We start from the raw sequence: 25,959 nt of genomic DNA on the forward strand, positions 1-25,959 counted from the left end.
TGCGGTTGCGCAAGGGATATTGACGCGCCTGTGGAACTGGGCCTTAGGCTCTATGGTTTGCGCAAGGCTGGCGGACTAGCCTTGCGCATGGATTTCGATGAAGGACGGTTGAAGTGACCTATTGCGTCGGCATGATGCTCGATCGCGGGCTGGTGCTCATGAGCGACACGCGCACCAATTCGGGTGTCGACAATATCTCGGTGTTCCGGAAGATGTTTCACTGGACGGTACCCGGAGAGCGGGTGATCGCGGTGATGACGGCGGGCAATCTCGCCACGACGCAGGCGGTCATTTCAAAGCTGGAAGAGCGCACCAAGGCGCCGGAGGACCGGGAGCCTTCGATCCTGAAGTGCACGACCATGTTCCAGGTCGCCAATCATATCGGCGAACTGCTGCGCGAAACTATCGAGGAGCGGCAGCTGTCCAACGGGCAGTCGGGCGGTCCGCGCTTTACCGCCAGCATCATCGTCGCCGGCCAGATCGCGGGGATGGAGCCGCGCCTCTTCCTCATTTATCCCGAAGGCAATTTCATCGAGGCGAGCGAAGACACGCCTTTCTTCCAGATCGGTGAGACCAAATACGGCCGTCCGATCATCATCCGCGGCTATGACCGCACGATGAGCTTTGAGGACGGGATCAAGCTCCTGATGGTGTCCTTCGATTCCACTCTGGCGGCGAACCTTTCGGTCGGCATGCCGCTTGATGTGCTTGTGCTGGAGCGCGACAATTTCGAGCCGCTGCACCAGCGGCGCATCCTAGCCAGCGATCCCTATTTCCAGGAAATCTCCACGAACTGGAGCGAGGCGTTGCGCGCGGCGTTCCATTCGCTGCCCGATTACAGCTTCAATCAGGACGAAGAAGCCGGGTGATTCTTACCAAAACACCCTGATTCGAAGGGTTTTTTGCGAAAGTCCGGCGGCCATTACCTCCATTTCGGAGCGTTATTTGACGCACTTCCTTGGCTCTTTGGCTTAACAAATTCGATACATCCATAACGGGTTTAACCTTAGTGGCGAGACCCGGATGGTTCCGCAAATGTTCCGTTCATGGAACAGCGCATCATCATTCACATCGTCGACGCCGAGCCCCGCAATCGGGCGGCGTTTGCCCGCATCATCTTCGATCTCGGCCATCATGCCGAAGTATATGAGAGTATCGACGAGCTTACCCGGCACATGCCCGATGACGGCATAATTCTTGCCCATGACGATCCGGAATTCGGCGGCGTGCTGGCGCTGATGGATGCGATCTCGCAGCGCGGGGCATGGCTGCCGGTCATTGCTATGGCCGCCAACCCGAAGATGGAGCGGGTCGTCAATTCGATGCGCAGTGGCGCTTTCGATTATCTCGAACAGCCGGTCGATCCCGAGGCGCTTGCCTCGACCCTTCGCCGCGTATCGAAAGAGGCGGAGAACCAGGCGCTTTACCGTCGCCGCGCGATCGAGGCGCGCATGCGCATCTCGCTTCTCTCCAACCGCGAACGCGAAGTGCTCGACCGGCTGACGCAGGGCTGTTCGAACAAGGTGATTGCCCGCGAACTGGAAATCTCGCCCCGCACGGTGGAGATCCACCGCGGCAACATGATGGACAAGCTGGGCGCGCGCCATGCCGCCGAAGCGGTCCGCCTCCGGCTCGAGGCCTCGATGGGCGACTGGCTGCATTGATCTGTCCACCCGTGTCGGGGAAGGGATTGGCGTTTCCTGGTCAGCCCTTCCACCCCGATACCGATCGACCGGGTGGGCGAGCATCTGTTCGGAGCCGCCCACTCCTACGCCCGCCCGGTCAAGCGGATGACGGATCAGCCCAAGAGGCCCGCCGTCTCTATCGCAAGCACGATGCCCAGCACGATGAACAGCGCCGCTGCCGCGATGCGCACCGCCTTCAGCGAGATGCGGCGGGTCAGCCAGTCGCCGGCAAAAACCGCGGGGACATTCGCCAGCATCATGCCGAGCGTCGTGCCCGCCGTTACCCAGAGCGCGCTGTCATAGCGGGCGCCGAGCGCGATTGTGGCGATCTGTGTCTTGTCGCCGATCTCGACGAGGAAAAAGGTGATGAGCGTGGTGACGAAGGCGCCGCCTCGGCTCTTGGGGTCCTCGTCATCATCCAGCTTGTCGGGCACCAGCGTCCACAGGCCCATGGCGACAAAGCCTGCGGCGACGATATAGCGGAACACGGGCCCATCCAGCAGGCCTGCCACCGTCGCGCCCAGCAGGGCGGCAAGGAAATGATTGGCCAGCGTCGCGAATAATATGCCCCAGACTACGGGCCACGGGCGGCGGAACCGTGCGGCCAAAAGCAGGGCGAGCAGCATCGTCTTGTCGCCGATCTCGGCGAGGGCAACGACGGCGGTCGAGGTGAAAAAGGCTTCCATCCAGATGAACTCCATGCGCCGAGCGTTTCTTCTACAATACCGATGACACCACGGCCCCCCGCTCGGCAAAGCGGAGGCTGCGGTGTCATGCGGTCTCGCCAGAAGATACTTCCCTGTCGCGCCGCGGCCTCTCGGCCGAGTATGTCGACGGCAGGTCCCGCTTGCGCGGGCGGCTACTCCCCGGATGACGCGGGCGGGGTAGGGGATGATGGCGGTGCGCGCAAGGGAGAAGATTGATCGGACAGTCCAAACAAGAGGAGGTACCGGTCAGTAAGATGCGCAGATCGCATGACCCCGGCTGCCCCAGAAACGCATCCACTCACCTGCATATTGCACGAGTTCGATTTGATCCGGGATCTTGAGGGGGCTTTCTCCTGCGAAGTGGCCCAAGACGACTGCTGGACGAGCCTCCGAAGCCATGGCGAGCTTTTTGCCGGGCCTCGCCCACGGCCTTCACAAGGGCATCCCCATATTCGAGTGCTTCATCAGCGAAGCGGTTTTCCCATGCTGCCGTGATCAGAACCCGGTCTAGCACGGCGCCACAATTCTGGAGCAGGTTGCCGCGAAACTGGGTTTCGTATCGATCACGGATAGCTGCCGGTTCTTCAATTGGCGCGATATTGACGCCTGGATTGGCGTGGTCGGGATCTTGGAAGTCGAGCTCTCCTGTAAAAATCGAGATCACCCATTGCCGCCATTCTATTTCGAGGCCTTGCCTCGGTCGGCCAATGGCTAGGATATCCAGTCCCATTTCGCTCGCCTTTACCTGTCGAGAATGCTCAACGGCAAAACCCGTCGCCACCTGCCTCCAGATGCAGGTGATCCTCATGCGCTGCATTGTAATCGGGGCCCAATACGGTGCCGAAACGCTTGCAGGCGCTGCCGTGGATCACCCGCAGGAAGCGGCGTTCGGCAGCGGAGCCGTTCCAGCCCGCTTTCACCGTGATCCGCCGCCCGTCGGCCAGCACGAAGCCCGAGATGTCGACCGCACTCGCCGTCGAATGGGCGGAACGGCGCGATGATCCCGCGACATTGCGGCAGTTGTAGCTGCCAAAGGTCTCCACCTTCACCACCGGGCTGCCCAGCATCTGTTGCGCCGCGCGGCTCACGCCATAGCGGGTCCAGTTCGACAGGGTTTGCGACAATGTGCAGGAGATGCGCGGCAGGTTCGTCACCGTCACGCGGCTGTTGTCGCTGGCAAGGTGATAGAGCGTGACCGCATTGCTTGAACTGCATGATCCGGCACTGAGGTTCGGCAAGGGCACGAAATCCGCGCCTAGTTCGGCCAGTTCGCGGCGGCAGATGCGTTCGCTTTCGGATGCAGGTGCGATGGTGGGGCGCGGTGTGGGTCTTGGTCCGCTTACCGTTTCGCCACCCGTCTGCCGCACTGCCTGCGGCGCGCAGGAGGCAAGCGCAAGCATCGCCGCCAGCGCCGAGATGCGGGCGATTCGCTGCGTCGTCATGCGCTTATCGTGGCCTGCGGGCAGGTTCGCGACCTTGTCCATAAGTCTCATCCTAACCGGCCCGGCGCGCGCCCGCCAAGCCACATCCTTGCGCTTTCCCTAGGGTTTTGCGTGGTTTCTTACGCACCGGGCCTTCACCGCAGATGAACCACTTCCCACCGGCTTATGCACGCATCCGCTTGACAGTTCGGCGGCTTACTCTAGTGCGGCGAGCGGGCCACGCGGTCCCAACGCCGCGCGTGCTCTCTGTAAGGAGAGTCTTAAATGACTGATACAAAGCCGACGCTACCGGAGCGTCCATTTTTCTCGTCCGGTCCCTGTGCCAAGCCCCCGGTTTGGACTCCCGAAATCATTGAAACCGCATCGCTTGGGCGCTCGCATCGCTCCAAGATCGGCAAGGCGCGTCTGGCGTATTGCATCGATCTCATGCGCGAACTGCTGGAGCTGCCCGAAACGCACCGCATCGGCATCGTGCCCGGTTCGGATACTGGCGCGTTCGAGATGGCGATGTGGACCATGCTGGGCGCGCGCCCGGTTACCACGCTGGCCTGGGAAAGCTTTGGCCAGGGCTGGGTGACCGATGCGGTCAAGCAGCTCAAGATCGACCCCACCGTGATGACCGCCGATTATGGCGAGATCCCCGATCTTTCCGCCGTGGACTGGTCGAACGACGTGCTCTTCACCTGGAACGGCACCACCAGCGGCGTTCGCGTTCCGAATGCGGACTGGATCCCGGAAACCCGCGAGGGCCTGTCCTTTGCCGACAGCACCAGCGCCGTTTTCGCGCAGAGCATCGACTGGACGAAGATCGACGTCGCCACCTTCTCCTGGCAGAAAGTGCTGGGCGGTGAGGGCGGCCATGGCGTGCTGATCCTCGGCCCCCGCGCGGTCGAGCGCCTTGAAAGCTACACCCCCACATGGCCGCTGCCGAAAGTTTTTCGCCTGACCAAGGGCGGCAAGCTGATCGAGGGCGTGTTCAAGGGCGAGACCATCAACACCCCGTCGATGCTGGCTGTCGAGGATGCCATCGTTTCGCTGGAATGGGCGAAGCAGATCGGCGGCGCCAAGGCCATGAAGGCGCGCGCGGACGCCAATGCCGCTGCGCTGAATAAGATCGTCGAGGACCGCTCGTGGCTCGGCCATCTGGTCGCAGACCCCGCGATCCGTTCGAACACCAGCGTGTGCCTCACTGTCGAGGGCGCGGACACGGACTTCATCAAGAAGTTCGCCAAGCTGCTCGAAGACGAGGGCGCAGCCTTTGACATCGCGGGTTACCGCGATGCGCCCGCAGGCCTTCGCATCTGGTGCGGCGCGACCGTAAACACCGCGGATATTGAGGCGCTTGGCCCTTGGCTCGACTGGGCCTGGGCGCAGCTTTCAGCCTGATCCGAACACGCGATTTACGTGGGGGCGGGGCCTGAAATCCCGCCCGCAATTCCCCGATTTCAAAGAGAAAGGGAGGCTATCATGGCCAAGCCCAAAGTTCTTATTTCCGACAAGATGGACCCCAATGCCGCGCGCATTTTCGAAGAGCGTGGCTGCGATGTCGACGTGAAGCCCGGCATGAGCAAGGAAGAGCTGATCGCCTGCATCGGCGAATATGACGGCCTTGCCATCCGCTCCGCGACGAAGGTGACCGAAGACGTTCTCGAAGCCGCGACCAATCTCAAGGTCATCGGCCGCGCCGGTATCGGCGTCGACAATGTCGACATCCCGGCTGCCAGCTCCAAGGGCGTGGTGGTGATGAACACCCCGTTCGGCAATTCGATCACCACTGCCGAGCACGCAATCGCCATGATCATGGCGCTGGCCCGCGAAATCCCAGCTGCGAATGAGCGTACGCAAAAGGGCGAATGGCCCAAGAACGATTTCATGGGCGTCGAAGTCACCGGCAAGACGCTGGGCCTCATCGGCGCTGGCAATATCGGCTCGATCGTCGCCAGCCGAGCCCTCGGCCTGCGCATGAAGGTCGTGGCCTATGACCCCTTCCTCACCGAGGAACGTGCCGTCGAGATGGGCGTCGAAAAGGTCGATCTGGAAGAGCTGGAAAAGCGTGCCGATTTCATCACGCTCCACACCCCGCTGACCGACGAGACGCGCAACATCCTCAACCGCGAACGTCTGGGCCGTACCAAGAAGGGCGTGCGCATCGTCAATTGCGCGCGCGGCGGCCTGATCGATGAGGCGGCGCTGAAGGAATTGCTCGATTCCGGCCATATCGCTGGCGCGGCGCTTGACGTGTTCCAGACCGAACCGGCCAAGGACAGCCCGCTATTCGGCACCCCCGGCTTCATCTGCACCCCGCATCTGGGCGCATCGACGACCGAGGCGCAGGTCAATGTCGCGCTGCAGGTGGCCGAGCAGATGGCCGATTACCTCGTCAATGGCGGCGTGACCAATGCGCTCAATATGCCTTCGCTGTCTGCAGAGGAAGCGCCCAAGCTCAAGCCCTATATGGCCCTGGCCGAAAAGCTGGGTTCGCTCGTCGGGCAGCTGGCGCATGGCAATCTCACCCGCATCGGGATCGAGGTCGAGGGCGCTGCGGCACAGCTCAACATCAAGCCAATCACGGGCGCCGTGCTCGCGGGCCTGATGAAGCGCTATTCGCAAAGCGTGAACATGGTCAACGCCCCCTATCTGGCAAAGGAACGCGGGCTTGACGTGCGCGAGATCCGCCGTGAGCGCGAGGGCGATTACCAGACACTGGTTCGTATCAAGATCGACACCGAGGCGGGCGAGCGCACCGTCGCGGGCACGCTCTTCGGCAAGACCCAGCCGCGCCTGGTCGACATCTTCGGCATCGGGATCGAGGCGGAACTCACCGGCAACATGCTCTATGTCGTCAACGCGGACGCGCCGGGCTTCATCGGCTCGATCGGGTCGCTGCTGGGCAAGAACGGCATCAATATCGGCACGTTCCACCTTGGTCGCCGCCAAACCGGTGGTGAGGCGGTGCTGCTGCTTTCGGTCGATCAGCCGATCGCGCAGGACGTGCTTAAAGAGGCCTGCGAACTGCCGGGCGTGAAGGTGGTGAAGGCGCTGACCTTCTAAGCCGGACCGAACACCGGAAGACGCGGGGAGGGGCAATGCGCTTGCCTCTCCCCGTTTCGCTATCTAGAGGCGCTAGCGATGACGACGCCGATCAATCCGTTCGCCAATAACGGCCCCGACCCCGACCTGCTGCCCGAAGGGCTTGCGGACCGCCTGCCGCCGCGGGCGGCCGAAGCGATGCGCGTGACCCGCGCCATGGTGGATGTGCTTTCGGCCCATGGATATGATCCGGTGCAGCCGCCGCTGGTGGAATTCGAACGTTCGCTGGCCAGCCGCATGGCGGGCGTGCGCAAGAACCGCATGGTACGCTTCACCGATCCGGTTTCGCTGCGCACCCTGTCGGTCCGTGCCGACATGACGGTGCAGGTTGGCCGGATCATCGCAACAGGGCTTGGCAGTGCGCCGCGCCCGCTGCGCCTCAGCTATGCGGGTCAGGTTCTGCGGATCAAGGGCGACGGCCTCGCGCCTGAACGTGAGCAGTTGCAGATCGGCGCCGAGATCATCGGCGCGGACAATGCCGCCGCTGCTGCCGAAACCGTATTGCTGGCGATCGAGACGCTGCGGGCAGCGGGCGCGACCGGGATATCGGTCGATTTCACACTGCCCGACCTGGTCGATACGCTGGTCGAAAAGGCGCACCCGCTGCCGCCCGAGGCGGTGATTGCGGTACGCCGCGAGCTGGATGCCAAGGATGCCGGCGGCCTCTCGGCTGCGGGCGGTGAGGCGTTCCTGCCTCTGCTCTATGCGACCGGGCCCTTCGATGCGGCCATTGCCCGGCTTGAGGAATTCGACCGCGCCATCAGTGATGGCGGCGCATTGGGGACCCGCATCTCCGGGCTGCGTGAGATTGCGGCGCAGGTCGGCAATGCCGCGCGGATCACGCTTGATCCCAGCGAAAGGCACGGCTTCGAATATCAAAGCTGGTTCGGCTTCACGATCTACGCCGATGGCGTGCGCGGCGAGCTGGGCCGGGGCGGCACTTATCGCGTGACCGGCGAGGCGCGTCCGGGCGAAGCAGGGCATGACGAGGCGGCAACCGGCTTCTCGCTCTATCCCGATCCGCTGATCGACGCGAACCCGCTGGAGGGTGCGGATCGCGTGCTGTTCCTACCGCTTGGCTATGACCGGGAAAAGGCCGAAACCCTGCGCGCCGAAGGCTGGCGCACCCGCGCCGCCTTGTCGGAAAGCGACGACGCCGGGGCGCTGGCTTGCACGCATGTGCTGGGTGCGAAAGGCCCCGAGGCGATCTAACCCCCGATGCGCGCGGGCGAGGGTGTGAACAGCCCTGCCAGGTAATCATCGACAATTGGCGTCGCCGGGGAATCGCTGCGGCCCAGCATGGCGTTGATCATGTTGTGGCCGTCCATGCCCTTGCCGGGTACGCCCTCCACTGTCGCCCGCGTTCCATTTTCCTGCAAACGCGCGGCCAGCGTCCGCGCCTGTCGGATGGATTCGTTACGCTCCACATGCATCAGCAGGAAACTGCGCGCATTGAGGGTTTCAGTATGCCCCGATGGTGAGAGCAGCCGCTGCCGTCCGGGGTCGGAACTGAAGGCGATGCGATAGGCAAAGCCCAGCAGCGGGCCCGCATCGACGATCTGGCTCGGCACGTCATAGGCCGCGCCATCCAGCAGCACGACGCCGCCGATATCGCCCGGCTCCAGCGAATAGGGCCGCAAAAACCGCGGATCGGTCGCGACCAGCGCGGCAAGATGCGCGCCGGCGGAATGCCCCATCAGGATCACGCGGCGGCTGTCGATATTGAGTTCTGCCGAGCGGTCCAGCAGTGCCGCCAATGACGCGGCGACATCGGCGGCCTGATCCTCGATGTCGACTTCCGGCAAGAGGCGATAGTTGACGCTGGCGAACTGGTATCCGGCCTGCGTGTAATGGCGAACCTTGGCAGGGCCGGTCGAATCGGACTTATCGCCGCCGACCCATGCGCCGCCATGCACGAAAAGGATCAGCGGGCGCACGCCTTCAACCGGAGAGGCGTAGAAATCCATTCGCTGCAATTGCGCGCCGCCATAGGCGATCTCGCGCGCGGTGGGTGCTGCCGCCGGGGCAGGGGCAGGTGCGGGCGCTGGCGCAGCCTGCGGCCGCGATACCGAGGGGGCCGGGGGCACCTGCTGCGCCGTTGCCGGGGCGACGGCGAGAAGGGTCAGCGAAGCACAGACGAACATGAATTTCGGTTTCATGCGAAAGCGCATAAACGCCAAAGCCTTTCGCCAGCCCGAACAAATGTGCAAACAAGCGTAAATCAGGCGGCAAATCGGGCAAAACCGCCCTTGCCGTGAAACCTTCATACCCCTAAGCCGCGCGGCGAGTTTGCGATGCTTGAAAGGCATGTACTTTGGCCAATGTAACCGTGATCGGTGCCCAGTGGGGCGATGAAGGCAAGGGCAAGATCGTCGATTGGCTGGCAAGCCGCGCCGACGCCGTCGTCCGTTTCCAGGGCGGGCACAATGCCGGCCATACGCTGGTCGTGGGTGATGTAACCTACAAGCTTTCGCTGCTGCCTTCGGGCATTGTTACCGGCACTTTGTCGCTCATCGGCAATGGCGTGGTGCTCGACCCCTGGGCGCTGAAGGCCGAGGTCGAGAAGCTGACCGCGCAGGGCGTGACCATCAATGCCGAGAATTTCGCCATTGCCGACAATTGCCCGCTGATCCTGCCTGTTCACCGCGATCTCGACGGTCTGCGCGAAAATGCTGCCGGTGCCGGCAAGATCGGCACCACGGGACGCGGCATCGGGCCTGCCTATGAAGACAAGGTCGGCCGCCGTGCGATCCGCGTGTGCGACCTTGCGCATCTCGATTCGCTGGATCCGCAGATCGACCGGCTTTGCGCGCATCACGATGCGCTGCGCGCCGGTTTCGGCGAACCGCCGGTGGACCGCGAAAAGCTGCTGGCCGAGCTGCGCGAAATCGCGCCCTATGTGCTGCAGTTCGCGCAGCCGGTGTGGAAGCGCCTGAAGAAGGTGCGCAAGGCCGGCGCCAAGGTCCTTTTCGAGGGGGCGCAGGGCGTGCTGCTCGATGTCGACCATGGCACCTATCCCTTCGTCACCAGCTCCAACACCGTCAGCGGCACGGCGGCCAGCGGGTCGGGTCTGGGCCCCAATGCCACCGGCTTCGTGCTGGGCATCGTCAAGGCCTATACCACTCGCGTCGGTTCGGGTCCGTTCCCGACCGAGCTCGACGACGAGGATGGCCGCACGCTGGGCGAACGCGGACATGAATTCGGCACGGTCACGGGGCGTCAGCGTCGCTGTGGCTGGTTTGATGCCGTTCTGGTCCGCCAGAGCTGCGCGATTTCGGGCGTGACCGGTATCGCACTGACAAAGCTCGACGTTCTGGACGGGTTCGAGACGGTGAAGATCTGCACGGGCTATCGACTCGATGGCAAGATTCTCGATTACCTGCCCGCGCATGCGCAGGAGCAGGCCCGGGTCGAGCCGATCTATGAAGAAATGGAGGGCTGGCGCGAGACGACCGCAGGTGCGCGCAGTTGGGCCGATCTTCCGGCGCAGGCAATTAAGTATATTCAGCGTGTTCAAGAACTTATCGAGACTCCCGTGGCGCTGGTGTCGACCAGCCCCGAACGCGAAGACACCATCCTGGTCCGCGATCCGTTCGAAGACTGATTGGTTAACATATTGAAAATCAGCGAAACATATTGACATGTTCTGCTGATGTTCCATAAGTGTTCTTCCGTAAGGGGGAACATTCATGTCGCATATCGCAGCTCCGTTCGTTTACGATCAGCCGGACGAAAATCGTCAGCCTGACAGCAAGGTGCCCAACATCCCGGTGTCAATCCTTGCCGATCGCCCGGCGGTGCGTAATGCGCTGATGGATCAGGTGCTTGATGCCGGGCTGATGGTCCGGCAGGCCGAACCCCTCGACAAGCTGCTGACAGACGAGGCGCTGGTGCTCGGCGATCTCGTTATCATCGATCTGCCCGTGCCCGGCGCCGAACTCCTGGCGGCGCTGGCACGGCTCGACATGCGAGCGGGGCAGAGCGGGACGCAGCTGATCGTGGCCACGCGGGTCGAGGGGATCGATGCAGTGTTCGGCGCGATGGACAGCGCCGGTGTCCAGTTCCTGGTCGATCCGAAGCCTGCCGAATATGCGCTGGCCATCGGCGCCGCGCTTGCGCGCCTGCCGGGTCGTTCCGTGCATGAGATGACGCATGAGGATCATCTCGCGCTCGTCCGCCTGACAGAACAGGTCCATTCGCTGGCACGGCGTATCGGCGGGATCGGCGGGGCCGAGATGGGTGCCGGGCTGTCTGCGCCCAAAGCACCCAGTGCGGTCAATGCACCCAATGTCGCCTATATGGCCCGCGCGGCAGAGGATGAAGCCGTACAGGCGCATGGCGAACTGCCCAATGCAGGCCATGTGCGTGAGATCATCCGACAGCGGCAGCTGCGCGCGAATTTCTTCGATTCCGAACTCTTCGCCGATCCTGCCTGGGACATGCTGCTCGACTTGACGGCGGCGCGGGCAGAGGGGCAGGACGTGTGCGTTTCGAGCCTGTGCATCGCATCGGGCGTGCCGCCCACCACGGCGCTGCGCTGGATCGGCCAGATGACCGAGGCCGGCCTGTTCGAGCGCCTGCCCGATCCTGCCGATCGTCGCCGCGCGATTATCCGCCTCAGCCGTAAGGCGGAGAATGGCATGGCGGCCTATTTCAGCCGTGTCGGCACCGCTCCGATGCCAATCTAAGCCCTCTTTGGGGGCAAGTGAGCCAAGTGTCTTGCACTATCGATAAAGCGCGGCTAGGGCGCGTTTTCCTGACAGATCAGGCATGCGGAGCGGTGGCCGAGTGGTCGAAGGCGCACGCCTGGAAAGTGTGTATACGGTAACCCCGTATCGAGGGTTCGAATCCCTCCCGCTCCGCCACGTATCCCCATCATTCGTCCCGATTTTGGGACCGGTCGTGAAACCGGCTGAAAAGGGCGTGATGCGGGTCTGTTTCAGTCGCTCAACCATTCTGCGGTGATGTCGCCCCTATGCCCTTCCGGCGCCAATGCGGCGCGCAGGGCTTCGAGCAAGGGCGGCAGCGCCTGCGTGAAGGCATAGGGCGGGTTGATGATGAAAAGACCCGCGCCATTATAGATGCCGGGCTGGTCGGCATCATACAGCCAATGCTCCACGCTCATGAATTTTGCGATGCCGAGCCTTCGCAGCTTCTGCTTCCACCGCTCATGCGCGGCGCGGTCTTTCAGAGGGTACCAGATCACGGTCACGCCATGCGCCCATTTGCGCTGCGCAGCCGCCAAGGTTGCGGTGATCCGGTCGCGTTCATCCGTCTGCTCGTAAGGCGGGTCGACCACCACCACGCCGCGCGGCGTGCGCGTCGGCAGCAACGCCAGCCATAGCTCGTAAGCGTCGCGTTCATGCACGGCGGCGGAGGTGCCGCGCATCGCATATCGCAGGGCCTTGGCATCCTCGGGGTGTTTTTCATTGAGGATCAGCAAGTCTTGCGGGCGCAGAAGCTGCGCCAGAACGCGCGGCGAGCCGGGGTAGAGATCCGGCTCGTCCCCGGTGTTCACCGCCTTTACCGCGTCGCGGTAGTCGTTCAGCAGCGGATGCGCGTCGGCAAAGGCCCGGACCACGCCCTGCGCGGCCTCGCCGGTGCGCTGGGCCTGATCTGCGTTAAGATCGTAGAGGCCGCAGCCGGCATGGGTGTCGATCAGGGTCAATGCGCCCGGCTTTTGCTGCAGGGCCCTGACAAGAGCGATCAACAGGCAATGCTTCACGACGTCGGCGCTGTTTCCAGCGTGGAAGGAGTGGCGATAATTCATTGTATTCGGATTCCTGGCATTCTGCCGTGATGCGGGCTGCAGCCTCCGCCTAGACGGAGATTTCCTTGAACTGGCCCTGCGCGACCCCGGAGACGGTCCATTCGCCGATCGACCAGCGCACGAGCCTGAGGGTTGGGAACCCGACCGCCGCCGTCATGCGGCGCACCTGCCGGTTGCGCCCTTCGCGGATGGTGATCTTCAGCCAGCTGTCGGGAATGGACTTGCGCTGACGTATCGGCGGATCGCGCGGCCACAGTTCCGGTGCGTCGATGCGGGCGATTTCGGCAGGCATGGTCATGCCGTCTTTCAGCCGTACGCCTTGCCGCAAGGGTTCCAGATCCCGTTCCTGCGGGTCACCTTCGACCTGCACGAGATAGGTCTTGGCCATTTTGAAACGTGGATCGGAAATGCGTGCCTGCAACCGCCCGTCATCGCATAAGAGCAGCAGGCCTTCGCTATCCCGGTCGAGCCTTCCGGCGGGATAGACGCCCTTTACCGCAATGAAATCGGACAAGGTCGCGCGAACCGTCGGCGAACCGCGATCGGTAAATTGCGACAGGACCCCAAAGGGTTTGTTGAACAGAAGCAGCCGGGCCATCCGGTGCCTTTATCGTTCGATTGCGGCCATGTCATCAGGCCCAAAGGCGCCGCCGGATGTGCGGCGCTCGCTCTGCTTCGGGATGGCGCGGTTATTCCGCCGAAGCCGAATCAGGGGGTTTTGGCGCGAGGTTTGTGGACAGGTAATCGAGGATGATCCGGTATTCGTCATCGCTGACCGACATGCCATTGCCGATCATGAAAGTGACGACCTGCGACCATTCATCGGGGGTGCGGGGCTGGGCGAACAGATCGATCCCGTGGCACTGCGTGCAGACGGCCATGGTCACGTCCTTGCCGGGGGCTTCGGGCAGCTCTTTCAGATCCCCGGCAGCGGCGGTGGTGACCGTCGCGCCCATCGCGGTGAGCCCGAATGCGCCGATGAGAAGTTTATTTTTCATGCTGGTTCTGCGGCCGTTCCTGCTGGGTTTTCTGGGTTTTCTGGGTTTTTGCCATGGAAAGATCAGTCCGGCGATTCAAACGGATCAGACGCCCTGCCGCTTGCCTCGCTTGCTGGCGGCGATGCGGCAGTGGGTTCCAGCCGCAGCAGCATGCCATCGGTATCGTCGGGCCCGCGCAGCCGACCTTCGGTCAGGACGTAGATGTAGCCGTCCGGCCCCTGTCTGATGTCGCGGAAGCGCACGTCCAGCTCTGTTAGCATGGTGTCGCCTTGCCGAACGAAGTCGCCCATGATGGAAAGCTGCGCGACCGTCTTGGAGCCCGCGCCCGCGACCATCAGGCTCCCCTTCAGGCGCGGAAACCTGTCGCCTGTATAGAACATCATGTTCTCGGGGTTGAAGGTCGGATTCCAGAAGAACATCGGCATGTCCATGCCTTCGCGGAACCACGGCTGGTCGGAGACGAGCTTGCCAAAATAATGGCGGCCCAGCGAAACGAGCGGCCAGCCGTAATTATGGCCGGGCAGGATCAGATTGACCTCGTCGCCGCCGGCGGGACCGAATTCCGACGCCCACATCTGGCCGGTTCGCGGGTGCCAGTCCATTCCGTAGACGTTGCGGTGGCCATAGCTGTAGATTTCGCCCAGCGCGCCATCGACATCGACAAAGGGATTGTCCGGCGGAACCGAACCGTCGTCCCGGACGCGCAGGATCTTGCCGATATGGCTGGAAAGGTCCTGCGCCTTGGGCCGCGCGCTGGAGATTTCATTGCGGGTCGTGCCGTCACGGTCGCCCACGCTGATATAGAGCATGCCGTCAGGTCCGAAGACCATGCGCCCGCCATATGTACCAAGCGGGCTTTCCCATGCCTTGGCGACGAGAATATCCTCGACCTCGGTCAGGGCGCCGCCCGACCAGCGCGCACGGGCGACGGCCAGCGCGGTTCCGGCCATTGGCGCGCCCTCCTTGGTATATGAGATATAGAGAAGCGCGTTTTCGGCGAAGTCGGGATGGAGGGCGATGTCGTGGAGGCCGCCCAGTCCGACATTGTTGAGCGCCGGCAGGCCCGCGACCGGGGTGGGGTCAAGCACGCCATCGCGCACCACCCGCAGGCGGCCGGGACGCTCGGTGATCAGCATCGTTTGGCCGTCGGGCAGAAATACGAGACCGTCGGGATGCGACAGCCCCTCGGCCAGCTTGACGACGCGCAGCCCCATGCCGCCCTTGCTTTTCAGATCGACCGGTCCGTCGACTGCCGCGCCGCTGAGTGCATCGGGCGGGTAATTGCGGATGATCTCGGCCTTGGTCAGCGGGCGGGTGACACCCGGTGTCTCTGCCTCCTGCGCGAGCGCCGCCTGCGACACGGTCGCCGCGGCCAGCAGGGCCCAGGATAATCTGCGGATCATGGCGTTCTCCAACTCCTGCCTTCAAGCGCTATTCGGCTATTCCAGCGCCAGCGCGACCAGTTCGGCGGGGTGGTCGATCCCGCCCACGGCGACCACGATATATTGCCGCCCCTCATGCGTGTAGCTGATCGGCGGACCGGTCGTGCCGACGCCAAGGTCGATCTCCCACGCCACATCGCCTGTCTGCTTGTCATAGGCGCGGAACATGTTGCCGCCGCTGTATCTGGGCAGGCTCAGGCCCACCGCGTCGCCTTCGCCCATGAACAGGAAGCTCTTGGTCAAAAGCGGCGCTGCACGTCCCGACTGGCCAAGCGGCGGCAGGTCGAGATCCTTGAGCAGCGGGTGGTCGCGCGGCCCGTCGCCATTGGGGACCATCCAGAGATGATCGCCCGAATCCATGTCGATCGCGGTGATCCGGCCATAGGGCGGCTTGACCAGCGGCAGGCCCTGCGGCCCGTCGAGATAGAGCTTGTCCTCTGGCGGGCGGCGATAATCGTAACGGCTGATCCATGGCACGGTGACCGAAGGGATATAGGCGATGCCCGTTTCGGGATCGAGCGCCGCGCCGGTCCAGTTCGCCCCGCCGACCCAGCCGGGGAGGTAAAGCGTGCCCAGCTTGCCGTCATCACCCCCGGCAATGGTTGGCGGGGTATACATTGGCCCGTGGACATAGCGGTTCAGTATCTCGACCGCCTCTTCATGCAGTTCGGGCGTAAAGTCGATCGGCGCGTCCTCGTTCATGTCCTGCCGCTCGAACGGGGCAGGCTTCACCGGACGCGGCTGCGTGGGCGAGGTATATTCGCCCTCCACGATGGCCTGCGGCACGGGCACTTCCTCGATCGGGAACAGCGGTTCGCCGCTCGCGCGGTCAAAGGCGAAGACATAGCCAAGCTTCGTGACCTGTATCGCGGCCTTGCGCAGTTCGCCGTTGACCCGGATGTTGGCCAGCATCGGTGGATAGGGCAGGTCGTAATCCCACAGATCGTGATGGACAGTCTGGTAGTGCCAGACCATTTCCCCGGTCTTCGCATCCAGCGCGACAAGGGAGTCGGAGTAGAGATTGTCGCCGGGACGCGCCCTGCCGTCGTAATCGCTGCTCGGCGCGCTGATCGGCAAATAGACATAGCCAAGCTCTTCGTCCGCGCTGAAGGCGTTCCAGACCTTGGTCTTGCCGCCCTGTCGCCAGCTGTCCCCGTGCCATGTCTCGGCCCCCGGCTGGCCTTCTTGCGGAATGGTGTTGAAGGTCCAGACCAGCTCTCCGCTTCGTGCGTCGAACCCGCGCACATCGCCGGGGAGCGAGGCCTTGTTGATGTCGGCAATGCCGGTCGCGATCGGCTGGCCGCCGATCACGATGACATCGCCGACCACGATCGGCGCGGGGTAATTCCACGAATAGATCGTGTCCGGGTCCTCGCGCAGATCCACCCTGCCGCCCTGTCCGAACTCATCGACCAGTGCGCCGGTCGTGGCATCAAGCACATAGAGATACGGGCTGCGAACGGAAACGATACGCGCCTTATCGCCATCCTGCCAGAATGCGAGCGCCCGGCTTGCCTGATTGCGTGTGCTTATCGGTCCGGGGCCGAAATCCTTTTGCCGCCAGAGCACTGCGCCGCTGCCCGGATCGCGCGCCTCGACCTGACCGGCCTGATTGCTCAGATACATGACCCCGTTCACGACAAGCGGAGCATTGCGCCAATTGTTCGACAGCCGCAGATCGGGCTGTTCTGCCAGCAGCGCGGGATCGGTGGCCGGTGCGCGCCAGACGACTTTCAGCCGGTCGATCGTCTCGGCATTGATCTGGTCGAGCGGCGAATATTTGGTCGCCCCGATGTCGCCTGCGAAATGCGCCCACTCGCCGCCGTCCTGCGCCAGCGCGGGCATGGCGAAAAGCGCGAGACCGGCTGCGATGATTGTGTGAAGCCGCATCAGTAACCCACCGAGTAACCCATGCGCCGCGGGTCTGAGCCTGCGACCTTCGTGTCGTATTCCGTTTGCAGCACCGCCTGGATGCTGCCGATCGACCATGGGCCGACCGCTCGCACCGTGTGGCCCATCGCCTCAAGACCGGCGAAGGCTGCAGGCGGTAGCCGCGATTCCAGTTGCAGCGTGATCGCGGCGCCGGGGGTGTAGAACCCCGGCTCCGGGTCGAGCGCGAGGCGCGGATGTTCGATCGCCTCCTGCACCGGCATGCGCCGGTCGATGATGTTGATAAGGTGCTGGAATTGCGTCTGACCGATGGTCTCGCCGCCCGGAGTCCCGAAAGCCATCTTGAAGCGGCCCTTTTCCAGCACGATGGTCGGGCAATTGCCGAGCAGCGGGACGCGCCCGCCCTGCACGAAATTGGGGTGGTCGCGATAGGGCGCGGTCGATCCGGTCCTGAGGCCATTGTTACAAAGGAGGCCGGTGTTGCCCATGACCACGCAGGCACCGAAACCGCCGCCCAGCGTGGTGGTGACGGCGACCGCATTGCCGTCGCTGTCGGTCACAGAGAGGCTGGTGGTGTGCCCCGGCACGTAACTGGCGACAGCCAGCGGACGCGGCGGCATCATGGCCCCGGCGATATCTCCGCCAGCGGGGAAGGGGATCGCGCGCGCCGGATCGATTAGCCGGCGGCGGCGCTCGGCAAAGGCCTTGGACGTGAGGATTTCGACCGGGACGTTGCTCTGCGTCGGGTCCGCCGCATAGCGATAAACGTCGGATTTGGTGACCTTGATGCACTCGGCAATGAGGTGCAGCGCCTTTGGGCTATCGGGCGGCAGGGCGGCAATGTCGAAGCCTTCAAGCAGGTTCAGCTGTTCACAGGTCTCCAGCCCTGTGCGCGACGTCAGGGGCGAGGAGATGACATCGAACCCGCGATAGCTGGTCTTTAGCGGTTCACGCCACACGGGCCGATACTTGCGCATGTCGTCAAGGCGCAGCCATCCGCCATTGGCGCGCGAGAAACGGTCCATCTCTCGCGCGATGGGGCCGGTGTAGAAATAGTCATAGGCAGCCATCAGCGCGGCATCGCGGCTCGCCCCGCCGGCCAGCGCGGCGCTTTCTGCATCGGCAAGCGACTGGAAGGTCCGCGCCAGCGGCACGTTCGTGAACATGCCGCGCGGCGGCGGCGGCGCGCCATCGGGCAGGAAGATCGCCGCGCTCGTCGGGAATTTGCCGAGCACTGCCTGTTGCCGCGCAATAAAACGGGAGATCGACGGATCGAGGGGATGGCCATCGCGGGCATAGCCGATGGCAGGGGCAAGCAGTGTCGCCAGCGGCAGTCTGCCATAGCGGCGCGCCAGTTCGATCCAGCCACCGAACGAGCCGGGCGTCACCACCGCTTTCGGCCCGTTGTTGAATACCGACGGGTCCGCCGTATCGTCGACGAGCGCCGGAGCCGCGCCTGTAAAGGCCAGTGCCTCGATCTTGCCGGTCTTGCGTTCGAGGCAGGTGGCAAGCCCATTGCCCGCCGCGCCCGATGCCCACGGCTCGGCCACGTTCAGCACCGCCATCGCGGCGACGGCGGCATCGGCGGCGCTGCCGCCCTGCATCAGGATCGACACCCCGGCCATGGATGCCAGCGGATGCCCTGCGGCGACAAGGCCATTGGGACCCGGCACCTCGACCCGGTGCTGGGCGACCTTGGCGGGGGCGACCGACGGCGCATCGGGCGCCTGCCGACCGACGCCTGTCTGCTGGGTCCCCGTCCCTTGCGCAATCGCCGCAGCGGGCACGGTCGCTGCCACCGCTGCGGTCGATAGCCCGCCGGCCATAAGCTGGCGGCGGCTGAGGGCGTGTTTGTCGGCGTGATCAGTCATCGCTCGGCTCCCGCAAGACAGGTTTTGATCGCAATGGAATTTCAGAACGGGAGAGGGATGGTCGGCGCGCCGTCCAGTTTGTAGATGACGCCCCCCTTCATCACGACCTGCACGGAAAAGAGGTTGTTGAGCTCGGCATAGACCGGGTCTCCGGGGACCACGATAATATCGGCGTACTGGCCCGGTTCGATGGTGCCGATATCGCGCATGCCCATGATCTGCGCATTGACGCGGGTGGTGTCGCGGATCACCTCGAGCGGGGACATGCCTTCGTCGACCAGCACCTTCATTTCGCGGATCAGGCCATCATGGTTGAAGTTCATCGGCGTGCCGCTGTCGGTGCCGACGCCCATCACCGCGTTGGAGGCGATCCACTGCTTCACCTGCGGGCTGCGAAAGGCGATCTGGCGGTCGATGCGCGAGAAATAGGCTTCCGACGGCCATTCCTCGAAGGAGTGCTGGATCGCTTCCCATATGTCTGCGGGAAACAGCGCCTTTGCGGCAGGATCCTGCAGCCTTTCGGGGAAGGCTACCGTGTCGGGATAGATCCAGCTGCGATGCGCCGCGGTCAGGACGATCGGGCGATAGCTGGCGGCGACTTCCTTGACGATCTCGTCCGAATAGGTCGGCATCCCGGCTGAGCCGACATGCTGGAACACGTCAACCCCTGCATCGATGGCGTTCCTGAGCGCCGGCTCGTCGTAAAGATGGGCATGGACCTTCATGCCATTGGCATGCGCGGCCTCTACTATGGCGAAATAATCATCACGCGTCAGGCCCGCATGCAGCTTGATGACATCGACGCCGGTCCGGTGCAGGCGGTTGACGATCTCGACCCCCTCTTTGGGGCTGCTGAGCACCGCCGAGGCATCGTCCGGAAAGCCGCCAAAGGCGCGGCGCGTGACGAGCGGGCCCGACACTTGCAGCCGCGGTCCGGGAACCGTGCCTGCATCGATCCTGTTGCGCAGCGATACGCTTTCCACCGCATTGCCGCCCAGATCGATCGCGCCGGTCACACCCGACATCAGCATCTGGTAGCCTGAAAGCTCCATGATCTGCTCGATGGAATAATGGCTGCCTTCGCCTTCGAGCCATTCGAACCAGTGCGCCTCGCTGCCATAGCCGACCATAAAGAGATGGGCGTGCGCATCGATCAGGCCGGGCATCATCGTCTGGCCACTGGTGTCGATGATCCGCGCCCCTTCGGGGATGGCCACTTCGGCCGCCGGGCCAACCTCGACGATCCGCTCGCCCCGCACCACGATTGTGGCATCGTGCAGCGGCGGGACGCTGAGCCCACTTATCAGCATGCCGCCGGTAAGGACGGTAGTGTCAGGTTCTTGCGCATGGAGCGGTGCGGCCAACAGGGCCAGTGCCGGCATCAACAGCCGACACGCAGAGCGGGCAAGTAAGCGCCCGCCCTTCATCACTTCGCCAAGCCTGTTGACCCCCATCATTTTCGCCCCCCGACCGGACAGTTTCGGACGCAAGAAAACGCTGCAAGGCAAGTCTTCGGCGCCCGAATGCCAAATTTCTCAACCAAGCATTGCGTGATTATCGGCGCATTATCTGTAATGTTTGCATGATACTGTCAAAGCCGGTTGAGTGTCGGTGGAGCCCGATAGCGGGCGGTTCTTGCCGGAATCCTGCGTGTGCTAGCAAAGCTGCTCGCCGATACGGCGGAAATCGGCGCAACGAGCAGCATCAGCGCAATTTTCCGGAAGATTTCCGTTTTTGCGAATTGTATTGTCGAGATTGATGACGGCTGCTGATTGGTTTGGGCGCTTTTAGCTGATGGTTGGCGCTGTTTCTGCGCGAAACAGGTTGCAAGATTACCATGGTCTATCCTTATGACCCGGGGAATCCGCAAGCATCTTCGGGCGGGGCATCTTCGGGCGGGGAAACGCGCAAGATCCGCTCTGGCTACGGCGACCGCGAGATCTATCCCGGTTGGGCCGCCAAAGCAGGGGTCGGGTGGCGTGATAGGCGGGAAGAATTCGGCCGCAAGCTGATCTATCCATCCTCGAGCCCTTGCAATCCGGTGGCCAGCAAGACGGAGATGCAGATTGCCATCTGCGACACGCTTAAGCTGCCCAGTGAAATGCTCATCTGAAAGTGGCGAACAAGCGTTGGCTCGCGATTATGTCCGCGACAGGGAGGTGGGCGTTACAATGCCTGAGGAGCACTGGAGCCGAGAAGCACAGGGCACTCCTTCCGCTTTCGGCTCCTGAGCCGATCGAAATGCTTGGTCAATGATCCCGTGACGGCGAACTGATCGCAATACAGGTGCGGGCGATACCGGCAAATCCGGTGGAAGCATGGACTATCTTCGAATCCTGCATTTCCAGAGCGGAAGAGCCGGGTGGGGCGATTTCGGACTGGATATTCGCCTGAGCGCAGCTGGGCTTCGCGGGGTCTCCCGATTCGACGGCCTGCACGCTTTGCTCATTGCTGGATGCATGATCCGATATGTGCGCATAATGCCCAAATGGTGATGAAAAGCACTAAGCCCGGCTCAATTATTATAATCTTTTAACGGGAAACGCCGCTCCGCCATATGTAATATGCAATGCGTAAAGTGTGCTACGCTACGGGGGGTCTGTAGATCGTTGCTAATTGAAACTGGACTGTAATCGCTGCATTATTTTGACCTAATTTGGTGACAGGCCGAATTGTCGAGCTATGAATTAATAATGGCGATCATCCTGTTTCCACTCACATAGTCTGCAACGGAAATCATGCTGACTTTTTAGCGACCCCTCATTCGGTTTTATTCGGGATCTGTTTTCCGTTGGTAAAAGGGGCGAAATTGATGATGCGCAAATCTTCTGCAATGCTCATTTCTGCAGGATTGCTGGCACTAATGACCGGTTGCGGTACGCAGGATGACGCCGCCGGCGGCAGCGGAGCGCAATCGGCAGGATCGGGCCCTGTGCTGGGCATTCGTCCATCGGGCGACGAAACGATCACCTACGACAAGGCCAAGATCAAGAACGAGGATTTGTTCAAGGTCTTCGATCATATCGATGAGAACATCGATCAGCATGTCGTGAACCTGCAGAAGTGGATCCAGCAGCCTTCGATTTCCAATACCGGCGAGGGGCTTCAGGAATCCGCCGAGATGGTAAAGGGCTTCTTCGACGAATTCGGCTGCCAGAAGACCCAGATCTATGATCCCGGCGAGAACCAGTGGGGCTCTCAGTCGAACCCGGTGGTCTATGCCAAATGTGACGAAGGCGCGGAAAAGACGCTGATCGTCTATTGGCAGGGCGACACCATGCCGGTGACCCAGCCCGATCTCTGGAAGGCACCGCCGTTCGAGGCGCGCATCGTCGAGCAGGAGCCTTTTAAAAAGGTGCTGATCGGTCGCGGCGCACAAAATTCCAAGGGTCCGGAAATGACCTTCATGAATGCGATCCGTTCGATCAAGGCGGTCACGGGCAAGCTGCCGGTCAACCTGATCTTCGTGGTCGAGCATGACGAAGAGCGCATGGACATCGGCCTGAACCAGTTCATGAAGGATCACGGCGACCTGTTCGAGGGTGCCGAAGCGACCTGGGGCCCCGGCGCATCGGAAGGCTGTGTCTTCGTCGAACTGACGACCAGCGGTGACAGCTGGGGGCGCGGCCCGACCTATTCCGACATCCACGGTTCCAACAAGCGTTCGGTCGACAGTGTGGCGTGGCGTCACATGACCATGCTGTCCAAGCTGGTGTCGGAAGACGGCAACAAGGTACTGATCCCTGGGTTTTACGAAAACATCGTGCCGCCGACCGCGGAAGAGATGCGGATCCTGAGGAAGCAGGCCGAAGGGCGCGATCTCGAGATCGCGGCCAAGAACCTGGGCGTTGCGCGTTTCATCTCGGAAGATCCGCTGACCCAGCTCAAGATGGCGCGCATGGGCACGTCGATGAACCTCGACGGCATCTGGGGCGGCAACATGTTTGCCGGCGGTTCGGGCGCGATCATGCCGAACAAGATCGTCTCGAAGCACAATTTCCGTTACGTGCCCAACATGAAGGGGCCCGACATCGTCAAGAAGCTGCGCGCCTATCTCGATCAGCTCGGTTATGAGGATGTCGAGATCAACGTGATCGGCGACGTGCCGTGGGCGAAGAAGAACACCAACAACGACCTCAGCAAGTCGAACGCCTATACCGCCTCGATCTGGGGTCTGGGGTCCAAGCCCTATAGCCCGGACGATTCCATCCTGCTTGGCGGCGGCGGCGGTTATTGGCCGGCCTATCTCTTCTCGGGCAACCAGTCGTCGGTGAACACGCCGATCAGCTCTGTCCGTGCCGGGACCGGCGGCAACTCGCACGCTGCCAATGAATGGTATGTGATCGAAGGCGCGGGCGAACAGCTGGGCATGGCGAGCGCTGAAAAGGTCATTGCGACGGCGCTTTACACCTATGCCGGCCTCAATGGTGAAATCCCGGAAGAATTCGCAAATCCGGAAGGTCTCGACACTGCTGAATAAGCAGAATGGCGGCCTGTCGCGTTCTGCAGGCACGGGCACGGGCACGGGCACAGGCATGGCTGCGCGATGGTGGTGCCGGTGGCGGATCCTCCGCTGCCGGCGCCGACCGCGGTAAGCCGGGGTGTGCGGCCTTGATGGCAGGCCCGCCCGGTCGCAGCAGGACTGGTGCATCGGGTGCGGTGCCGGTTCGGGCGCGCATGTCGAGGGCGTCATGAGCGGTGGTGCATTTCCCCAATTCCCCAGTCAGGTACATTAGTCGATGTCGATCATATCCCTCAGTAATCTCAGGAAAACCTACCAGATTGGCGAGAATGTCGTCGAAGCTCAGGCAGGTGTGTCGCTCGAAATTGAGCAGGGGGAATTTGCCTGCATTACCGGTCCGTCAGCTTCGGGAAAATCGACGCTGATGCATATTCCGGCCTGCCTCGACCGAGCGAGCGTGGGCGCAGAGGATACCGCCGGGCCGGCGGTGGCTGCGCAATGAGCGGGGCGGCTGACATCTACAATCGCCACTCGCTGTCGATTGCGCTGCGTGCATTGTTCAAGAACCGGTTGCAGACCGGCCTGGCGCTGCTTGGCGTGATCGTGGGCGTGGGCGCGCTGGTCACCAGCATTGCGCTGGGTCGCGGGGCGCAGGAGTCGGTGGAGGACCAGCTTCGCGCGGCGGGCGCAAACCTGATCGTCGTGACGGCGGGCAATTACAGCGGCTCGCGGCAGGACCGCAGCAACCCCGATGGCGACATGGGCTTTACCGCCCTCGAACCGGATCTGCTGCCACATTTTCCCGATCCGACGTTTTCCGGGTTTCAGCAGGTCGCGTGGACCGGCGGCGACGGGCAAGAGCTTTCCTTGCAGCCCGCATCGTTCGAAGGCGCGGCGCCGGTTCTGACGCGCCTGCCCAATGGCATGCTCTCGTGGCAGGCACCTGCTCCGACCTTGGCTCCGGCTCCGGCTCTGGCATCTTTGGAAGCGAATGAGCCGCAGTTCATGCTGGCCCATTACGAAGACGATCCGATGGAAATGCACGATCATCCCACGGCGCGAGACCGTTTGGGCGACAAGACCGCCGGTCTGGGTGCTGCGGCAACGCTTTTGCCCGGCGATGCCGCGGCCATACAGGCCATGCCGGGTATCGAACACGTGGTCTCTGGCGTGCATGAAAATGCGCGGATCTTCGCCGGGGGAGAGGACGGTGCGCAATGGTTTACGCGCATGCACGGCACCGAATGGGCACTTCCCGAACTCAAGAGCGGTTGGGTCATCACCCATGGGCGCTTCCTCGACAAGGCGGATGCCGACGACAAGGCGCAGGTCATGGTGCTGGGGCGGGTCGCGGCGGACAAGCTGTTTGGCGAAGATTCCGATCCGGTCGGCGAAGAGGTCACGCTCTGGAACCAGCAATTCAAGGTGATCGGCGTGGTCAGCAGCCGGAGCTGGGCCACGCAGCCCGTTCCAGGGGATGACCAGTTCGATGCCGTCTATGTCCCGGTGACGACGATCAATGGCCTGCTGAACCTCAGCAAGCTCAACACGATCTCGATCACGGTAAAGTCGGCCGGCGATGTCAGCCGCATTGCCGACGAGATCAAGCTGCTGCTGCGGGGGCGGCACGAGATCGGCGAGGCGACGCCCGATGATTTCACCGTCACCACCATGGCCAAACAGGCGATAGGCAAGGGCGTGCCGCCGCAGCTTTCGCGCATCATCAGCGGCAATCTTGAGCGGGTCGACCGCCTGACACTGGAACAGCTTTCCGCGTCCCTGCGCAAGACCAATGTCATCATGCTTGCCCTGCTGGCCAGCGTGGCGACCGTGTCGCTGCTGGTCGGTGGTATCGGGGTCATGAACCTGTTGCTGCTGTCGGTTACGCAGCGCACGCGTGAAGTGGGGCTTCGCATGGCTCTTGGCGCGCGGCGCAGCGACATCGCCGTCCAATTCGTGACGGAGGCGTTGTTGCTATGCGTCACCGGCGGAATTTTGGGCATTGCGGCGGGCGTATTCGCATCGGGCGCGCTGGAGCAGATCTTCCACTGGTCGGCCGTGGTATCGCCCCTGTCCGCATTGCTGGCCCTGATCGTGGCGGCACTGCTTGGCATTGCCTTCAGCATCTATCCGGCGCGGCGCGCATCGCTGCTGGATCCCATCGAGGCCCTTCGACATGAATAGAGTGTTTTGCGTTCTTGCTGCCTTTGCCTGCGTCATTTGCAGCCCGGCCATTGCCCATAACGGCGAAATCCATGAGGCCCCGCATGGCGGTATCATGGCGCCCACGAAGAACGCCCATCTCGAGATCGTGCTGGCACCCAAAGGCGGCGTCAGGATCTATGTTTATGATCTCAAGAACGTGCCGCTTCCTGCTTCGGCGGCCAGTGTGCTGAGCGTCGAAATCGAGCGCGCGGGCCAGAAGACCGAATATGTGACGCTGCGGCCCGACCCGACAGGAACCTTGTGGATGGGGCCCAGCAAGCCGGTGCCCAATCCAGCCAGCGTCATCCGCATTGGCAGCGTCGTTCGCGGTGTGTCCGGCCTGATCGAAATTCCGCGCTCTAAGTTCCCTGTCTACAAGGTCGCGAAGGGCAAATAA

General features: G+C 62.8%; 23 protein-coding genes and 1 tRNA gene. 13 read left to right on the plus strand and 11 right to left on the minus strand.

What is annotated here, in order from left to right:
- The first annotated feature begins 113 nt into the window (after positions 1-113).
- Both A9D13_RS14985 and A9D13_RS14990 read left to right on the plus strand, forming a co-directional pair.
- A complete protein-coding gene (locus A9D13_RS14985) occupies positions 114-869 on the plus strand; it encodes a proteasome-type protease (RefSeq protein ID WP_066775460.1) in 756 nt (251 codons plus the stop codon).
- A gap of 177 nt (positions 870-1,046) precedes the next feature.
- Positions 1,047-1,664 (plus strand): response regulator transcription factor, encoded by a 618-nt coding sequence (locus A9D13_RS14990; RefSeq protein ID WP_066775463.1) that lies wholly within the window; start codon positions 1,047-1,049, stop codon positions 1,662-1,664.
- A 134-nt stretch (positions 1,665-1,798) separates the two neighbouring features.
- On the opposite strand, the gene A9D13_RS14995 is transcribed toward A9D13_RS14990, so the two are convergent.
- The 3 genes from A9D13_RS14995 to A9D13_RS15000 all read right to left on the minus strand — a co-directional run bounded on the left by A9D13_RS14995 (position 1,799) and on the right by A9D13_RS15000 (position 3,876).
- Entirely contained in the window at positions 1,799-2,371 is a 573-nt protein-coding gene (locus tag A9D13_RS14995; protein WP_066775860.1) for a TMEM165/GDT1 family protein, read from the minus strand.
- 319 nt (positions 2,372-2,690) lie between these two features.
- Positions 2,691-3,122, minus strand: coding sequence for a hypothetical protein (locus A9D13_RS20595; protein WP_156522100.1), 432 nt, complete (start codon positions 3,120-3,122; stop codon positions 2,691-2,693).
- 28 nt (positions 3,123-3,150) lie between these two features.
- On the minus strand, positions 3,151-3,876 hold the full coding sequence (locus A9D13_RS15000) for an extensin-like domain-containing protein (RefSeq protein WP_229665329.1): 726 nt from the start codon (positions 3,874-3,876) through the stop codon (positions 3,151-3,153).
- A gap of 222 nt (positions 3,877-4,098) precedes the next feature.
- On the opposite strand from A9D13_RS15000, the gene A9D13_RS15005 reads away from it, so the two are divergent.
- From A9D13_RS15005 to A9D13_RS15015, 3 genes are all read left to right on the plus strand, one after another.
- Positions 4,099-5,220: a phosphoserine transaminase gene (locus A9D13_RS15005; protein ID WP_066775467.1), complete on the plus strand. Its 1,122-nt coding sequence runs from the start codon at positions 4,099-4,101 to the stop codon at positions 5,218-5,220.
- Positions 5,221-5,301: 81 nt separating this feature from the next.
- A complete protein-coding gene (gene serA / locus A9D13_RS15010; protein WP_066775468.1) occupies positions 5,302-6,885 on the plus strand; it encodes a phosphoglycerate dehydrogenase in 1,584 nt (527 codons plus the stop codon).
- A 78-nt stretch (positions 6,886-6,963) separates the two neighbouring features.
- Entirely contained in the window at positions 6,964-8,136 is a 1,173-nt protein-coding gene (locus A9D13_RS15015) for an ATP phosphoribosyltransferase regulatory subunit (RefSeq protein ID WP_066775469.1), read from the plus strand.
- Here A9D13_RS15015 and A9D13_RS15020 read toward each other — a convergent pair.
- Positions 8,133-9,083, minus strand: coding sequence for an alpha/beta hydrolase (locus A9D13_RS15020; protein ID WP_229665331.1), 951 nt, complete (start codon positions 9,081-9,083; stop codon positions 8,133-8,135). The genes A9D13_RS15015 and A9D13_RS15020 overlap by 4 nt on opposite strands.
- A gap of 155 nt (positions 9,084-9,238) precedes the next feature.
- Here A9D13_RS15020 and A9D13_RS15025 point away from each other — a divergent pair, with 155 nt between their 5' ends.
- The 3 genes from A9D13_RS15025 (at position 9,239) to A9D13_RS15035 (ending at position 11,789) form a co-directional block, all read left to right on the plus strand.
- Positions 9,239-10,528, plus strand: a complete 1,290-nt coding sequence (locus A9D13_RS15025; RefSeq protein ID WP_066775472.1) for an adenylosuccinate synthase — start codon at positions 9,239-9,241, stop codon at positions 10,526-10,528.
- An 85-nt stretch (positions 10,529-10,613) separates the two neighbouring features.
- Entirely contained in the window at positions 10,614-11,612 is a 999-nt protein-coding gene (locus A9D13_RS15030; protein ID WP_066775475.1) for a helix-turn-helix domain-containing protein, read from the plus strand.
- Between the two features lie 86 nt (positions 11,613-11,698).
- Positions 11,699-11,789 (plus strand) — tRNA-Ser (locus A9D13_RS15035).
- 74 nt (positions 11,790-11,863) lie between these two features.
- Here A9D13_RS15035 and A9D13_RS15040 read toward each other — a convergent pair.
- The 7 genes from A9D13_RS15040 to A9D13_RS15070 form a co-directional block, all read right to left on the minus strand.
- Entirely contained in the window at positions 11,864-12,694 is an 831-nt protein-coding gene (locus A9D13_RS15040; protein ID WP_066775477.1) for a 23S rRNA (adenine(2030)-N(6))-methyltransferase RlmJ, read from the minus strand.
- A gap of 49 nt (positions 12,695-12,743) precedes the next feature.
- Positions 12,744-13,292: a pseudouridine synthase gene (locus A9D13_RS15045; RefSeq protein WP_066775479.1), complete on the minus strand. Its 549-nt coding sequence runs from the start codon at positions 13,290-13,292 to the stop codon at positions 12,744-12,746.
- Between the two features lie 91 nt (positions 13,293-13,383).
- Entirely contained in the window at positions 13,384-13,692 is a 309-nt protein-coding gene (locus A9D13_RS15050; protein WP_066775481.1) for a c-type cytochrome, read from the minus strand.
- A 62-nt stretch (positions 13,693-13,754) separates the two neighbouring features.
- A complete protein-coding gene (locus A9D13_RS15055; protein WP_066775483.1) occupies positions 13,755-15,095 on the minus strand; it encodes a PQQ-dependent sugar dehydrogenase in 1,341 nt (446 codons plus the stop codon).
- Positions 15,096-15,131: 36 nt separating this feature from the next.
- The gene (locus A9D13_RS15060) at positions 15,132-17,024 is read right to left on the minus strand and encodes an outer membrane protein assembly factor BamB family protein (protein ID WP_066775484.1); all 1,893 of its coding nucleotides are present in this window, start codon (positions 17,022-17,024) and stop codon (positions 15,132-15,134) included.
- Positions 17,024-18,895, minus strand: coding sequence for a gamma-glutamyltransferase family protein (locus A9D13_RS15065; protein ID WP_066775486.1), 1,872 nt, complete (start codon positions 18,893-18,895; stop codon positions 17,024-17,026). The genes A9D13_RS15060 and A9D13_RS15065 overlap by 1 nt, the downstream gene beginning before the upstream one ends.
- A gap of 41 nt (positions 18,896-18,936) precedes the next feature.
- The gene (locus A9D13_RS15070; RefSeq protein WP_172808187.1) at positions 18,937-20,349 is read right to left on the minus strand and encodes an amidohydrolase family protein; all 1,413 of its coding nucleotides are present in this window, start codon (positions 20,347-20,349) and stop codon (positions 18,937-18,939) included.
- Positions 20,350-20,693: 344 nt separating this feature from the next.
- On the opposite strand from A9D13_RS15070, the gene A9D13_RS15075 reads away from it, so the two are divergent.
- From A9D13_RS15075 to A9D13_RS15095, 5 genes are all read left to right on the plus strand, one after another.
- A complete protein-coding gene (locus tag A9D13_RS15075; RefSeq protein WP_066775490.1) occupies positions 20,694-21,008 on the plus strand; it encodes a hypothetical protein in 315 nt (104 codons plus the stop codon).
- Between the two features lie 750 nt (positions 21,009-21,758).
- Positions 21,759-23,375, plus strand: a complete 1,617-nt coding sequence (locus A9D13_RS15080; RefSeq protein WP_066775494.1) for a M20/M25/M40 family metallo-hydrolase — start codon at positions 21,759-21,761, stop codon at positions 23,373-23,375.
- 259 nt (positions 23,376-23,634) lie between these two features.
- A complete protein-coding gene (locus tag A9D13_RS15085; RefSeq protein ID WP_066775496.1) occupies positions 23,635-23,859 on the plus strand; it encodes an ATP-binding cassette domain-containing protein in 225 nt (74 codons plus the stop codon).
- Positions 23,856-25,541 carry an ABC transporter permease gene (locus tag A9D13_RS15090; RefSeq protein ID WP_066775499.1) on the plus strand — a complete coding sequence of 562 codons (1,686 nt, stop codon included), beginning with the start codon at positions 23,856-23,858 and terminating at the stop codon, positions 25,539-25,541. Before A9D13_RS15085 ends, A9D13_RS15090 begins: the two co-directional genes overlap by 4 nt.
- Positions 25,534-25,959, plus strand: coding sequence for a hypothetical protein (locus tag A9D13_RS15095; protein ID WP_156522101.1), 426 nt, complete (start codon positions 25,534-25,536; stop codon positions 25,957-25,959). Before A9D13_RS15090 ends, A9D13_RS15095 begins: the two co-directional genes overlap by 8 nt.

This window comes from Croceicoccus mobilis, assembly GCF_001661965.1.
GTDB classification, from domain to species: Bacteria; Pseudomonadota; Alphaproteobacteria; order Sphingomonadales; family Sphingomonadaceae; genus Croceicoccus; species Croceicoccus mobilis.

What these genes read in the sequence shown, in the direction of transcription:
- A9D13_RS14990 (WP_066775463.1), top strand. Translation starts at nt 1,047, where the DNA reads ATGGAACAGCGCATCATCATTCACATCGTCGACGCCGAGCCCCGCAAT.
- A9D13_RS14995 (WP_066775860.1), bottom strand. Translation starts at nt 2,371, where the DNA reads ATGGAAGCCTTTTTCACCTCGACCGCCGTCGTTGCCCTCGCCGAGATC.
- A9D13_RS20595 (WP_156522100.1), bottom strand. Translation starts at nt 3,122, where the DNA reads ATGGGACTGGATATCCTAGCCATTGGCCGACCGAGGCAAGGCCTCGAA.
- A9D13_RS15000 (WP_229665329.1), bottom strand. Translation starts at nt 3,876, where the DNA reads ATGGACAAGGTCGCGAACCTGCCCGCAGGCCACGATAAGCGCATGACG.
- A9D13_RS15005 (WP_066775467.1), top strand. Translation starts at nt 4,099, where the DNA reads ATGACTGATACAAAGCCGACGCTACCGGAGCGTCCATTTTTCTCGTCC.
- serA (WP_066775468.1), top strand. Translation starts at nt 5,302, where the DNA reads ATGGCCAAGCCCAAAGTTCTTATTTCCGACAAGATGGACCCCAATGCC.
- A9D13_RS15015 (WP_066775469.1), top strand. Translation starts at nt 6,964, where the DNA reads ATGACGACGCCGATCAATCCGTTCGCCAATAACGGCCCCGACCCCGAC.
- A9D13_RS15020 (WP_229665331.1), bottom strand. Translation starts at nt 9,083, where the DNA reads ATGAAACCGAAATTCATGTTCGTCTGTGCTTCGCTGACCCTTCTCGCC.
- A9D13_RS15030 (WP_066775475.1), top strand. Translation starts at nt 10,614, where the DNA reads ATGTCGCATATCGCAGCTCCGTTCGTTTACGATCAGCCGGACGAAAAT.
- A9D13_RS15040 (WP_066775477.1), bottom strand. Translation starts at nt 12,694, where the DNA reads ATGAATTATCGCCACTCCTTCCACGCTGGAAACAGCGCCGACGTCGTG.
- A9D13_RS15045 (WP_066775479.1), bottom strand. Translation starts at nt 13,292, where the DNA reads ATGGCCCGGCTGCTTCTGTTCAACAAACCCTTTGGGGTCCTGTCGCAA.
- A9D13_RS15050 (WP_066775481.1), bottom strand. Translation starts at nt 13,692, where the DNA reads ATGAAAAATAAACTTCTCATCGGCGCATTCGGGCTCACCGCGATGGGC.
- A9D13_RS15055 (WP_066775483.1), bottom strand. Translation starts at nt 15,095, where the DNA reads ATGATCCGCAGATTATCCTGGGCCCTGCTGGCCGCGGCGACCGTGTCG.
- A9D13_RS15060 (WP_066775484.1), bottom strand. Translation starts at nt 17,024, where the DNA reads ATGCGGCTTCACACAATCATCGCAGCCGGTCTCGCGCTTTTCGCCATG.
- A9D13_RS15065 (WP_066775486.1), bottom strand. Translation starts at nt 18,895, where the DNA reads ATGACTGATCACGCCGACAAACACGCCCTCAGCCGCCGCCAGCTTATG.
- A9D13_RS15070 (WP_172808187.1), bottom strand. Translation starts at nt 20,349, where the DNA reads ATGGGGGTCAACAGGCTTGGCGAAGTGATGAAGGGCGGGCGCTTACTT.
- A9D13_RS15080 (WP_066775494.1), top strand. Translation starts at nt 21,759, where the DNA reads ATGACCGGTTGCGGTACGCAGGATGACGCCGCCGGCGGCAGCGGAGCG.
- A9D13_RS15085 (WP_066775496.1), top strand. Translation starts at nt 23,635, where the DNA reads ATGTCGATCATATCCCTCAGTAATCTCAGGAAAACCTACCAGATTGGC.
- A9D13_RS15090 (WP_066775499.1), top strand. Translation starts at nt 23,856, where the DNA reads ATGAGCGGGGCGGCTGACATCTACAATCGCCACTCGCTGTCGATTGCG.
- A9D13_RS15095 (WP_156522101.1), top strand. Translation starts at nt 25,534, where the DNA reads ATGAATAGAGTGTTTTGCGTTCTTGCTGCCTTTGCCTGCGTCATTTGC.